We start from the raw sequence: 12579 nt of genomic DNA on the forward strand, positions 1-12579 counted from the left end.
TTGAGAACAAAAGCATTACCAATGCAAACTTTAACTTTTCTCGGTGAAAATGGTTTTATAAAGCGAATAGATCATCGCATTCCAGAATGGTAAAGTCAATAAACCGCCAACTAAAAATAAAGCAAAACCAATATATTTAAATAAAACAGCTACAATGACGCAAACAAATATTTCTAAAAAGTAAATTTTTAAAGCCTTAAAATTTAAAGAAATCCCTTCAAAAATAGTTTTATTCTGAAAAAACATCAGCGGAGCCACAAAAATTGTACACAAAACCCAAATAAATGGAAGGATAATGGTCTGTGCAATAAAAGTATACAAGAAAAACCAAAAAATGAAATAACTTATATATCTGAAAAAGTTGAGCCCATTATAACCTGCAAACAAATCTCCGATTACTATTTTCTCTTTTAAATCAATCTTTCTGAAAATCTGGAATAGACCAAGATTCAAAGGATAAAGGAAAATCTGAACTCCAACGATTCCTAAATAAAAATTCTGAAAATTTTCGCTTGCTATAATCGCTGCAATTTCGGCTTTATACCGATCCATTCCTGTCGGGCCTGCTTTCATATAATCTGCTGCTGCACCGAAAAGCTGATCGATCACGCCGTATTTTCCTGAAAAATAAAATAATACGGTCAAGAATATAGAAAAGTAGATCAACGAAAACATCAGCTGGAATAGCAAAGTTTTGTTCCAGTAAAAAAATGCCTGCTTTAAAATAAAATCGATTCCCGGTTTTTGTGGATATTTCTCCTGCATTGAAAAATTTTTATGCAAAAGTAAACATCAATAACTACTTTTGTCGAATGTTTTCAGCGAATCATCAAAAATTTATTGAAATGGACGAACTTTCACAGCAGAAAGTTCCTTTTTTCTTTATGATAGATTTTCTCGTAAATAATGTAGAAATTTTCACTGAAAACGAATTAGAAAAAAAAGGCTTACTTATTGATTTCCAAACCTTTCCGAACACAAAAAACAAGGAAGCTTTAACTAAAAAAACAGACTGGAAAACCTATCCGGAATCTTTGGAGAGTTTTAAAGAAGGATTTGATAAAGTACAGAGAAACATACGGTTAGGAAATTCCTACCTCGTAAATTACACCAGAAAAACAAAAATTGAAACCAATCTCACTTTAGAAGAAATTTTCTATCATTCGAAAGCAAAATACAAGGTTTTATATAAAAATTTTTTCGTATTTTTTTCTCCTGAAACTTTTGTCAAGATAATTGATCATAAAATTTTCACTTATCCCATGAAAGGCACAATTGATGCTTCTGTAGAAAATGCTGCTGAAGTTTTAAAAAATGATATTAAAGAAAAAGCAGAGCATTATACCGTTGTAGATTTGCTTAGGAATGATCTCAGCATGGTTGCAAACGATGTAAAAGTTGATAAATTCCAGCATATTGACTTTCTTAAAACACAGCAGAAAGATCTTTTTGCGATGAGTTCGGAAATTTCAGGAAGTTTAAAGCCCGAGTTTCAGGATAAATTGGGAAGCATCATGAAAAAGCTTCTTCCCGCCGGATCAATTCTGGGCGCTCCAAAACCTAAAACTTTAGAAATCATTCTTGAAGCGGAAGGTTTTGACAGAGGTTTTTATACAGGAGTTTGCGGCTGGTTTGACGGAAAAAATGTTGACAGTTGTGTAATGATCCGTTTTATTGAAAAAGAAAATGACGGATTGTATTTCAAAAGCGGCGGCGGAATAACGCACATGAGTAAATTAGAAGACGAGTATCAGGAAATGAAAAATAAAATCTATGTCCCAATTCATTGAAAGTATTAAAGTAGAAGATCAGGAAATTTTTCTTTTAGAATTTCATCAAAAGCGTGTTAATGAGACTTTCGCCCACTTTGGGAAAGAAGGCTCCATTGATCTGGAAAAAATATTCGACAAGCTTGAGCATGACGAAGACGGTCTTTACAAGCTCAGAATCGTGTATGATCTTGATAAAAGAATCCGAACACAAATGATTCCTTATGCTATTCCCGAAATTTCAGATTTTCACTTGGTTGAAAACAACAGCTTCGACTATTCCTTTAAGTTTGAAGACCGTAAAGAGCTTGAAAAAATGAAGATGAAATCCAAAGCTGAAGAAATTATTATTGTTAAAAATAATCATATTACAGACACCTCATTTTCGAATATTTTATTTCTGAAAGGCAAAGATTGGTACACACCGTCAACTTATCTTTTAAACGGAGTTCAGCGCCAAAACCTTCTCAAAAAGAAAAAGATAAAAGAAACAGAAATCACTTTACAAAACATCAAGGAATTCTCACATTTTCAATTGATTAACGCGATGAATGATTTTGATGATATGTTTATTTATCCCATTCACAAAATAACCAATTTGCCGGCTGACAATGAATATCTTGAGCTTTAAACTTTATTTTAAAAAGTTAAAATAAGCTTTCTGAATATCCGCATTATTTCTTCCTTGCGTATTCACTTCCATTATTTTTGGTTGCGGAGCTGGTTTAAAGAAATTTTCGAGAACACGGTCAAGAGTTCTGTCATCTTCAACTTTGGTGTATGAAAATCCGAAATGTTTTGCTAAAAATTCTGAGTTTTTATGGTGTTTTGTTGCAATAAATTCATCAACCGCATTTGAATTGGCATTTCCGGGACCGGGAATGATTTTAAAAATATTTCCTTCTCCGTTGTTAAAAATAATAATTCGTGTAAACGGCGGAATATACTGATTCCAAAGTCCGTTGATGTCATAAAAAAAGCTTAAATCTCCTGTAATCAACAATGTCGGATTTGCGTTTTTTATAGCAAAACCCATTGCCGTAGAAGTTGAACCGTCAATTCCGCTGGTCCCGCGGTTACAGTACGTTTTTAATTTTCCGAAATCAAACAATTGTGCATATCGAATCGCCGAACTGTTGCTGAAATGTACATTATAATTTTCCGGAATACTGTGTGAAACTTTATTGAAAAAATAAAAATCCGAGAATTCTGCCAAATTAAGATATTCCGAATGTTTTTGGTCCTTTTTATCTCTTAAAACATCCCAAAGATTATAATATGGTTTTGGCTCTAAACTAATGAAATACAGCAATTTAGAAAAGAATATTTCAGGCTTAATTTCTATTTTCTGAGTCAGTGAAAAGTAAGTGTCCGGCTGCCAGACTTCGTCAAGATGCCAATGCTGCTTTGGATGTGCTTTTCTTAAAAACTGCTTTACCTTTTTTGAAACAACATTCTGACCAACTGTAATCAACAAATCCGGAGCATAAGTTTTGAAATCTTCATCCGTAAAATTGAAAATATATCGGTCGATATGTCTGAAGAATTTTTCGTGATACAAATTCGAATTTGCTTCGCTTAAAACTACAACCGAATGATTTTTAACCAATTGTGTCAGCTGATTTTCAAGTTCAGGGCTATGATCTTTTGTACCGACAAGAATCATAATACGTTGTGAAGTATTCCAATCTGCAACTAAATTTGACGGAATTTCGTATTCTTTCTGTTTGATTGTTTTTTCAACTTCAGGAAAAGTCGGCAACTCAGAAACAAGATCATACAAAGGCTCTTCCAACGGAATATTGATATGAACCGGACCTTGTTTTTCAAAACATAATTCGATTGCTTTTTTTATAATTTCTGAATTGATATCTTCTGAATTTTCTTTGCTGTCTTCCACCAATTGAAAATCTCCGTAAGAATGCTGATGAAAAATATTATTCTGTCGGATGGTTTGTCCGTCAAAAATATCCACATAATCTGTCGGGCGATCAGCCGTTAAAATCAATAAAGGAACATTCTGATAAAAAGCTTCGGTAACCGCCGGATAATAGTTTGCCGCAGCAGAACCACTTGTACAAGTGATTGCAACAGGTCTTCTTTCACTTTTAGCCATTCCCAAACCTACAAAAGCAGCACTTCTTTCATCAACAATACTGAAACAGTTGAAACTTTCTATTTCCGAAAAATGGATCGCTAAAGGAGCATTTCTGGATCCCGGAGATATCACAACGTCTAAAATTCCGTATTGCTGAAAAAGATTGGCAAGTAACTGAATACTTCGCTTGGAAGAATATTTTTTCATACGGCAAATTTAGTTTATAAATAATTAATTCTGAAATCATTTAATTCAAAAAATCTGTATTTTAGCAAGACGTAAAATTTCTATAAAATGGATAAAATACCTAGTGTAGACCTGCGTGATTTCCTTTCGGGTGACCCGGAACGCAAACAGAAATTTGTAAATGAAATCGGAAAAGCTTACGAAGAAATTGGTTTTGTTGCCTTAAAAGGACATTTTCTCGACGATGAGCTCGTGAATGAATTGTATGGAGAAGTAAAAAACTTCTTTGAACTTCCAACAGAAACCAAACAAAAGTACGAGATTCCCGGAATCGGTGGCCAAAGAGGTTATGTCGGTTTTGGAAAAGAAACCGCTAAAGGATTTAAAAAAGGTGACCTGAAAGAATTTTGGCATTTCGGACAATATGTTTCGGATGACTCAAAATACAAAAACGAATATCCTGATAATGTGATCGTTGAAGAACTTCCAAAGTTTAACGAAGTAGGTAAAGAAGCATACAAAATGTTGGAAAAAACAGGAAAATATGTTTTGAGAGCTTTAGCTTTATATCTTGATCTTGACGAGTTTTATTTTGATAATAAAATTGCAGAAGGTAATTCTATTTTAAGGCCAATTCACTATCCGCCGATTACTCAGGAGCCGGATGATGCGGTAAGAGCTGCTGCTCACGGCGACATTAATTTAATTACTCTTTTGATGGGTTCTCAAGGAAAAGGTCTTCAGGTACAAAATCATAAAGGCGAATGGATTGATGCGATTGCAGAACCGGACGAACTGATGATCAACGTGGGAGATATGCTTTCCAGACATACCAACAATAAATTGAAATCTACAATTCACCGAGTGGTAAATCCTCCGAGAGAATTGTGGGGAACTTCAAGATATTCCATCCCGTTCTTTATGCATCCGGTGAGTGAAATGTCATTAAATGCACTTGAAAACTGTGTAAATGAGAATCATCCTAAATTGTATGAAGATACAACTGCAGGAGAATTTTTACATGAAAGGCTAATCGAATTAGGATTAATTAAAAAATAAATTTAAAAAGTATATTGCATTCATATTTTAATTATCTTTACGATATCATCAAACTTTAAAGATAAATTATATGAAAAACTTAAAAAAATTAAACAAAGATCAATTAAAAACAATTAAAGGATCAGGTGTAATCAAGCCGTTACCGGAACCAGATTTCTGCATGTATTATTGCGACGGCGTTGTAATTTGTGCAACTTGCAGTAATGATTTCAAATGTCCGGATAATTCTATTTAATTAATTGTTGCTATTAAGAAAACCGTTCTTTTTAAGAGCGGTTTTTTTATAGTATTTCTAAATCTACTTAAAATCAGGTTTATAATTAAGTTCTATTGGATTATTATTTTCTTTTAATGTTTTTTGCATTTTTTGAGACAGAATGCGATAATTAGATGATTTGACATTTCCTTTTTCGTCAGTAACTACTAATTTCGTATTGTTCCTTTCTAATTCTGCAAACGGATTAGAATAAAAGTTTTCTTCTATTAATTTTAATTTAGGAAAGTCTAAAATTTTACCTTTTTTTGGAGGAAAAAAAATTTCCTGCTTTTCCCCCATATAATAGACAAGGGAAAACTTAAAATCATTAGAAGCGTCAGTAAGCTTAACGATTAAACCCGGTAATCCATGAAATATATATGGCCCTTCAGGAATGGCTATGCTCTTGGCAAACCAAGCACTCCAGACTCTTCCTCCATATTTTACTGTAGCCTTTTGGCATTCTATATTATTAATAAAAGTCTTTTCATTTGATAGCTCCCATTTCAAATCTTCCTCAATTAATATATCATATGTATCTAAAACAAGTGGAATAGTAACTGTTTTGTAGACTTCTTTTTTAAGTTTGTCTTTGCGACTGTACAATTGATTAAAATTAAGTGGCATACTTATTCCACGTCCGGTTTTATCTCTAATAGAATCATAATATCTATCATTTTCTGATCTAAAAACTGAATCTGAATCTGAAATATCAAGATAATAATTCTCAGTTTTTGAGGATTTATCGTCCCGATTTGTTGTCACTTCATAAATGAATGATAAATTTTGCGAAAACAAAAGAATTGTTTTCGCAAAAAAAATAATGAAAATAATTTTCTTTTGCAAGATTCTTAATTATTTAAAATTACTTTGTTTGTTGTTTTACAAACATTTACGACAATAGCTTGTTATCTGCCCATTGTCACTATTATCAATCACATGCACCCCACAAGTTAGGCCAAACTGTTCGCAATATCCGTCAGCTCCATTGCAAACGTCTCCACAGTTTCCCATACCAATTGGCAATTTTCCGCCATCAATTTTTTTCAACTCTCCTCTTGAAAGTTTTTTGAGATTTTTCATATTAAAGTTTTAATTGTTAAACAATTGAAAAATAATAAAGTTAAATCATATTTCAAAAAGAAAGTTCACTATTTATTGAATTTTTATTACAATTAGAATGACATTAGCTATATCTCAAAATTAAAGATAAAACAATCTTAAAAAGGTCAACAAGTAGTGAATTTATTTTTCTTACAGTCCTATATAAAGAGCAAAAAAACTGGTGATAAATGACAATATCAACTTTGATACCCTAATAATTTCCTGATTTGATAGAAAAATCGTTCAATCAACCTTAAGTCCTGTGTTACAATTTCTGCGTTTCCTCTTAATTCTTTATCGAATTTCAATGTTTTGTTGTAGGAAGTTTTTAAACCTTTTGGAAGAACAACATCGACATAATAATTGCCCTTTTCGTCGGGAATGAGCGAAACATTTTGCACTTTTCCTTCGATAATTCCGTATTCCTGGAAGCGGTAATTGTCCAGTTTTATTAAGACCTTCTGTCCGGTCACTACTTTTCCGGAATTGACGGTCGGAATCTGCATTCGTCCCACCAACGCTTCTCTATTGTCTGGTAAAATCGACAAAATAGGATCACCTGATTTTACAAACTGGTTTTCACCAAAAAACTGTTGAAAACTGGCAACTCCGTTAGTTGAAGAAGTAATGAGATAATTCTGTTCCCATTGTTCTAAAGATTTTCTTAACTGTTCAAATAACTGGGAAGTTTGTGATGAATACGTGATTTTATCTTTTTCTGTGTTGATCGCCGTTCCGCTTTTTGTTTTGTTGAGATTGGAAATACTTTCCTCCATTTGCGATAAAGAAATATTGATATTTTCTAAATTCTGCTGCGCCTGAAGATATTTTATTTTCTCACTTTCAAGCTCTACCGCTGCAATGACGCCCTGATTGTATAATTCCTGAGAACGCTGATAACTTTTCTTTGTAAGTTCTGCTTTTGCAAGCTCGAGGTTTTTTTGTTGCCTTAAAGTGGCAATTCTGCTTCTGGATTCCAGAATGCTTTGGTTGGCAGCAATATTTTCGGGAGCATAAGGCTGTAATCTTGTAAATAAATTTTCATCCTGAAATGCTTTTGCAAAATTATTATAATCACCCTGAAGTTCACCCAATTTAAAATGAGACGTTTCAGCAACCGGAAAGGCAAGCAGCTGATTCGGTGTAATTGAATCAATGATTTTTTTAAGTTTCAAAACATCCTGATAATTTGCCGTCGATTGCAACACCATCAATACATCACCTTTATTGACATGCTGATGATCTTTGATAAAAATTTTTTCAATTTTCGAGCTACTTCGAGCTTCAATTTTTTCCGGCGGATTCAAAGAAGTCACCACAATCGGAGCCGGAACAAATTCCGGATATTTGATAAACCAGCTCATCAGAAGAACCATCAATAAAATGATGAAAATAAGTGTATTTCCCCATCGGATCATCCAATGCGGAGGTTGCGTAAGAATATCCTGTACGCTTTCAGAGCGGAGTTCTATGTTGTCTAAAATGTCTTTATTTTTTTCCAAAATTTTGTTTCTTTTGCTGAACCTATCAGGTTTCTGATTCTTAATTGTATGCTAGCATTTAAGCGTTTTTAAAGCTTAAGCCCTAAAAACGCTACATTTCTCAACGCTTTAATTCCCCAATTCCAATTGATTTTTCACTAATCTATAATATTCACCTTTTAAAGCTACCAATTCGGTATGATTTCCTTCTTCAACAACGTTGCCTTTATCCAAAACAATAATTTTATCGGCATGTTTTACTGTTGATAATCTGTGCGCAATCACAATGGCTGTTTTTCCCTTGAAAAACTGTTCCAGATTTTCCATGATTACTTTTTCATTATTAGCATCCAAAGCGCTTGTAGCTTCATCAAAAAAGATATAATCCGGAGATTTATAAACCGCTCTTGCAATGAAAAGCCTTTGCTTCTGTCCGCCACTCACACCAAGTCCTTCATTACCTATTTTTGTGTTGTAGCTTAAGGGTAAACCTTCTATAAACTCTTTAATATTGGCAATTTCTACCGCTTGTCTTAATTTTGATTTGTCTACATAATCTTCACCCACCGCAATATTATTGGCAATGGTATCATTGAAAACATAGCCTTCCTGCATCACAACACCGCATTGATCCCGCCAGAATCTAGGCGAAATATTTTTCATTTGAATGTTTCCTATTTTTATATCTCCCTCATTGGGTTCGTAGAATTTCATCAGTAATTTCAGAAGTGTGGTTTTTCCGCTTCCGCTGGCTCCGACGATGGCTGTGGTTTTTTGATGAGGAATGTTTAAATTTAAATTTTCAAAAACAAATGCATCTGAACCGATGTATCTGAAAGACAGATTGTTGATCTCAATATCTTTTTGCGGAATTTCTGATGCATATTGTTCATGTTTGTTTTCTTCGTCTTCTTTATCATGAATTTCTCCTAATCTTTCTAAAGAGATTTTTGCATCCTGAGTTTGCTTGATAAAATCAATTAGTTGTAATAAAGGGCTGTTCAATTGCCCGATAATATACTGAACGGAAAGCATCATCCCTAAAGTAAGATTGCCTTCCAAAACCAATTTTGCTGAAAGAAAACTCACCAAAATATCTTTTATCTGATTGATGAAATTTCCGCCGACAGATTGCCATTGTTCTAACGATAATGATTTTATCCTGATTTTAAACAATTTTACCTGCAAAAATTCCCAGTCCCAACGCTTTTGCTTTTCGGCATTATGCATTTTGATTTCCTGCATTCCGTTGATGAGTTCAATGACTTTGCTTTGCTCCTGAGAAACTTGGGAAAACCTTTTATAATCGAGCTCTTTTCGTTTATTAAGGAAAAAAGTAATCCATAAAATATATAAAATCGCGCCTACCAAATAAACGACAAACAGCCTGTAATCATAAAATAAAAGTACAATGCTGAATATGATCAAATTAACCAAAGAAAACAAAGTATTGAGCGAAGAATTGGTCAAAAGTTGCTCTATCCGGTGATGATCGTTGATTCGCTGCATGATATCTCCCGTCATTCTTGTGTCGAAGAAACTGATCGGAAGCTTCATCAGTTTAATAAAGAAATCCGAAATAATGGAAATGTTAATTCTGGTCGAAAGATGCAGCAAAATCCAGCTTCGGATGACTTCAATGCCCATTCTTCCTAAAAAGAGCATTATTTGAGCCAATAAAACTAAATAGATGAAATTTAAATCCTGATTTTGAATTCCGACATCGACAATGCTTTGCGTTAAGAAAGGCATTATCAAAGAAAGTAAACTTCCCGCCAAAAGCCCCATTGCCAACTGAACGATAAGAGATTTGTATTTCAGAAGATATTTTGAAAGGAATGAAAAGCTTGCTTTACTTTCCTGATCATCAAATTCGGTCTGAAAAAAAGCAGGAGTCGTCTCAAGGATTAAAACGATTCCTTCTTCGGTATTTTCATTGGCATTTTCGCCGATCCAAAGCTTGATGAACTCTTCTCTTGAATAGGTAATCAACCCGTAACTTGGATCTGAAATGTAAACCGTATTGTTTTTATCAATTTTATAAACGACGACAAAATGGTTTTTGTTCCAATGCACAATACACGGAAACGGAACTTCTTCGGCCAGCGTATTAAAATCAATCTGAACACCCAAAGAACGAAAACCCAAATCTTCCGCAGCATCGCTTAAACCCAATAAACTGCTGCCTTCTCTTGTCGTTTCCGAAAGATTACGGATTTGCTGAAGAGAAATGCTTTTGCCATAATATTTGCTTACAATACGTAAACACGTTGGGCCGCAGTCTTTCGCGTCGGGTTGTTTGTAAAAAGGAAATTTTTTCAAAATTAATGTCTATTTAAAATGTCGCCATATAATTGACGACATTATTAATGTAGATTAACTACACTTTAAGAAGTTTATTGGTCTATAATTCAATACCACAAGATGTTCCGACAGGAATACATTTTTTGGTTAAACTACACCAATAATAACCGTGAAGACATTCAGGAATAGAACCTTGAATAGACTTCATTTGCTTTCTTGATAGCTTGTTCAAATTTTTCATAATAAATTGTTTTGGATTTTCCTACTCTTTTAAGCTTTTCGGATACCGCTTTTGATTTCTCTAAATTAACAATTTTTTAAATAAAATCTTCATCTTCTATCAATTCACTTATAAAGTACTAATAAATATAATAGAGACTCAGGTTTTGTTCTATATATTTTTTATAAGTTAAGACTGCTAACAACCTGCGGGAACTGGAATAATGGAACTAAATCCCGCTATATTTACATTTATTGCATCTGCTGGAACATCACTTCCATAATGGAAAACTGGAATGCCTGTTTGTCCTTGAAATTCATCTTTGATATTATATGAGTAATTAATATGATAGCACCACGTCATTTGATCATTATAAGGATTACGGATCCCACCACTAACTTTTTTTAATTCATTACGAGACATTTTTTTTAATTTTTTCATAAATCTTTGTTTATTTTTTTCCTACTCTATTGGCTTTTCAGATTCCGCCATAATTATATTTCAAATATAAGAGAAATATTTTTATGATTAAAAAAGAATGATTAAACAATAATTTTAATTAATTGCATGTTTATCAATTAATTAAAATCCTCATCTTCTATCAATTCACTTATAAAATAATAAATATCTTCGCGATCATACTTTTCAGGAAACTGATGTCCGTTTAGCAAAAATATTGGCGTAAAGCTTAATCCTGCTTTATTATTTTCTTGTGACATATTTGCCATCGGACTCAAATCTTCTATTTCTAAAGCTCCGGATTTTTGATGTATTTCGTTTTCGTCTTTATTTTCAAACCAAATTTCTACCGTTTTTAGAAATTCTGATTGAGACTTATTTTTGTAAATATTTGTAAAATCTGAAAGCAGCTGGGTATATTTTTCATTGGTTTTCTCCAGAAAATAGTTGAATCTTAGCTGTGCAGAAATTTCGTCCGGATACTTGGCCAATAAATCTTCCATGATTTTATGAGCACCTTTGCAAAATCCACAATAAGGATTGGAAACCACTGAAATATGAAGTTTCGCAATTTTGTTTCCTAAAAAGAATGTTTGGTTGTCTGTAAATTCAATTTTTGGATTGTCTAAAAGCTCTCTTTTGAAAAGATCATAATTTCTTTTAAATCTGAGGTTTTTAGCATTTGACTTTTTCAGCTCTTCTTTTTGATTCAACAAATTATTAATAAACACAAGACTTAAAAATAACGCCGAAAACAAAATTGCACTTATAAAAATGATTTTTGAAGATAAAATCCAATTAAAATATAATGAGCTTATTGCTATTTGGGATAATAAAATCAAAATAATGACAAGGCAAACACGACAAAGAGCCTTTTCAACAAAAGCCTGGATATATAAAGAATACAAAATAACGGCTATTGAAATCACAGAAATAGTCTGAAGAATAAATTGTGAATCAGGCAACAATAATCCTATTATCGTGATTCCTAAAAAATAGATCAAACTGAAATCTGATAATTTTAAACCTAAAATATCTGTTTTATCTGAAGAAAAAATCTTCGTACACGAACTTTGAGACTGCACATTCGCCGAGCCTCCGCAAATATTACTAACAACAGCAGATACATTTCCGAATTTTTGATTGAAGAGCTCCATCGAAACATATACGCCCAATAATGACAATATATTAAAAACAATTTCGTACCACGCAAGTTCTACAACTGAAAACAACAATATTATTGCAAAAAGAGCATATAAAAATGGCCTAAAATTAAAAAACGAAGAGCTTTTTACAGCTTCCATTTTTTCAAACAAAAGAACAAAATCACCCGAATTTTTGTAAAGTTCATCTTTATTCAGGCTTTTTACTTTATCCGAATAAATCGTATAATAATCTCCTTTTTTCTTGACCAACGAAAAAGAATTATCAACCAAGGCCATAAATTCGTCGGGCAACTCGTCCCAATATTGTTTTTCGAGTTCATAAGCATCATTTTGCAAACCCATAAAATTTAGGGTATCGCTAAAAGCCAATGCAGAAGGGTAATTGGGGTGAGAATTGAACTGGAAATAAAACTCCTGTTTGTCCAGTTTAAAATAGTCTATTAGTTTGTCGAAATTCATGAAACTTATATTATTATT

The 12579-nt window shown here is 32.9% G+C and carries 13 protein-coding genes; 4 read left to right on the forward strand and 9 right to left on the reverse strand.

The features are described from left to right. Positions 1-30 precede the first annotated feature (30 nt). Positions 31-765 carry a hypothetical protein gene (locus tag AC6CHK_RS01030; protein WP_498092721.1) on the reverse strand — a complete coding sequence of 245 codons (735 nt, stop codon included), beginning with the start codon at positions 763-765 and terminating at the stop codon, positions 31-33. Between the two features lie 47 nt (positions 766-812). Here AC6CHK_RS01030 and AC6CHK_RS01035 point away from each other — a divergent pair, with 47 nt between their 5' ends. Next, a complete protein-coding gene (locus AC6CHK_RS01035) occupies positions 813-1790 on the forward strand; it encodes an aminodeoxychorismate synthase component I (protein ID WP_498092723.1) in 978 nt (325 codons plus the stop codon). Continuing rightward, positions 1774-2400 carry an aminotransferase class IV gene (locus AC6CHK_RS01040; RefSeq protein WP_498092725.1) on the forward strand — a complete coding sequence of 209 codons (627 nt, stop codon included), beginning with the start codon at positions 1774-1776 and terminating at the stop codon, positions 2398-2400. Before AC6CHK_RS01035 ends, AC6CHK_RS01040 begins: the two co-directional genes overlap by 17 nt. Positions 2401-2403: 3 nt before the next feature. Here AC6CHK_RS01040 and menD read toward each other — a convergent pair whose 3' ends face one another. After that, positions 2404-4074 (reverse strand): 2-succinyl-5-enolpyruvyl-6-hydroxy-3-cyclohexene-1-carboxylic-acid synthase, encoded by a 1671-nt coding sequence (menD, locus tag AC6CHK_RS01045; protein ID WP_498092727.1) that lies wholly within the window; start codon positions 4072-4074, stop codon positions 2404-2406. Between the two features lie 87 nt (positions 4075-4161). Here menD and AC6CHK_RS01050 point away from each other — a divergent pair, with 87 nt between their 5' ends. Together AC6CHK_RS01050 and AC6CHK_RS01055 are read left to right on the forward strand one after the other, a co-directional pair. Continuing rightward, positions 4162-5112: an isopenicillin N synthase family dioxygenase gene (locus AC6CHK_RS01050; protein WP_498092729.1), complete on the forward strand. Its 951-nt coding sequence runs from the start codon at positions 4162-4164 to the stop codon at positions 5110-5112. Positions 5113-5182: 70 nt separating this feature from the next. Continuing rightward, positions 5183-5347 (forward strand): bacteriocin-like protein, encoded by a 165-nt coding sequence (locus AC6CHK_RS01055; RefSeq protein WP_498092731.1) that lies wholly within the window; start codon positions 5183-5185, stop codon positions 5345-5347. A gap of 63 nt (positions 5348-5410) precedes the next feature. On the opposite strand, the gene AC6CHK_RS01060 is transcribed toward AC6CHK_RS01055, so the two are convergent. The 7 genes from AC6CHK_RS01060 to AC6CHK_RS01090 form a co-directional block, all read right to left on the reverse strand. After that, positions 5411-6214 (reverse strand): GLPGLI family protein, encoded by an 804-nt coding sequence (locus AC6CHK_RS01060; RefSeq protein WP_498092733.1) that lies wholly within the window; start codon positions 6212-6214, stop codon positions 5411-5413. Between the two features lie 36 nt (positions 6215-6250). Continuing rightward, positions 6251-6451 (reverse strand): bacteriocin-like protein, encoded by a 201-nt coding sequence (locus tag AC6CHK_RS01065; protein WP_498092735.1) that lies wholly within the window; start codon positions 6449-6451, stop codon positions 6251-6253. 218 nt (positions 6452-6669) lie between these two features. Continuing rightward, positions 6670-7974 carry an HlyD family secretion protein gene (locus tag AC6CHK_RS01070; protein WP_498092737.1) on the reverse strand — a complete coding sequence of 435 codons (1305 nt, stop codon included), beginning with the start codon at positions 7972-7974 and terminating at the stop codon, positions 6670-6672. 108 nt (positions 7975-8082) lie between these two features. Beyond that, positions 8083-10275: a peptidase domain-containing ABC transporter gene (locus AC6CHK_RS01075; protein ID WP_498092738.1), complete on the reverse strand. Its 2193-nt coding sequence runs from the start codon at positions 10273-10275 to the stop codon at positions 8083-8085. A gap of 82 nt (positions 10276-10357) precedes the next feature. Beyond that, the gene (locus AC6CHK_RS01080; protein ID WP_498092740.1) at positions 10358-10498 is read right to left on the reverse strand and encodes a bacteriocin-like protein; all 141 of its coding nucleotides are present in this window, start codon (positions 10496-10498) and stop codon (positions 10358-10360) included. 177 nt (positions 10499-10675) lie between these two features. Then, a complete protein-coding gene (locus tag AC6CHK_RS01085) occupies positions 10676-10918 on the reverse strand; it encodes a bacteriocin-like protein (protein WP_498092742.1) in 243 nt (80 codons plus the stop codon). Between the two features lie 137 nt (positions 10919-11055). Then, positions 11056-12561 (reverse strand): vitamin K epoxide reductase family protein, encoded by a 1506-nt coding sequence (locus AC6CHK_RS01090; protein ID WP_498092744.1) that lies wholly within the window; start codon positions 12559-12561, stop codon positions 11056-11058. Positions 12562-12579 lie beyond the last annotated feature (18 nt).

It is taken from the genome of Chryseobacterium sp. GQ58, from assembly GCF_059758895.1.

Bases quoted from the DNA above. Each gene is read 5' to 3' on its own strand.
- AC6CHK_RS01030 (WP_498092721.1), bottom strand. From the start codon at position 765: ATGCAGGAGAAATATCCACAAAAACCGGGAATCGATTTTATTTTAAAG.
- AC6CHK_RS01035 (WP_498092723.1), top strand. From the start codon at position 813: ATGTTTTCAGCGAATCATCAAAAATTTATTGAAATGGACGAACTTTCA.
- AC6CHK_RS01040 (WP_498092725.1), top strand. From the start codon at position 1,774: ATGTCCCAATTCATTGAAAGTATTAAAGTAGAAGATCAGGAAATTTTT.
- menD (WP_498092727.1), bottom strand. From the start codon at position 4,074: ATGAAAAAATATTCTTCCAAGCGAAGTATTCAGTTACTTGCCAATCTT.
- AC6CHK_RS01050 (WP_498092729.1), top strand. From the start codon at position 4,162: ATGGATAAAATACCTAGTGTAGACCTGCGTGATTTCCTTTCGGGTGAC.
- AC6CHK_RS01055 (WP_498092731.1), top strand. From the start codon at position 5,183: ATGAAAAACTTAAAAAAATTAAACAAAGATCAATTAAAAACAATTAAA.
- AC6CHK_RS01065 (WP_498092735.1), bottom strand. From the start codon at position 6,451: ATGAAAAATCTCAAAAAACTTTCAAGAGGAGAGTTGAAAAAAATTGAT.
- AC6CHK_RS01080 (WP_498092740.1), bottom strand. From the start codon at position 10,498: ATGAAAAATTTGAACAAGCTATCAAGAAAGCAAATGAAGTCTATTCAA.
- AC6CHK_RS01085 (WP_498092742.1), bottom strand. From the start codon at position 10,918: ATGAAAAAATTAAAAAAAATGTCTCGTAATGAATTAAAAAAAGTTAGT.
- AC6CHK_RS01090 (WP_498092744.1), bottom strand. From the start codon at position 12,561: ATGAATTTCGACAAACTAATAGACTATTTTAAACTGGACAAACAGGAG.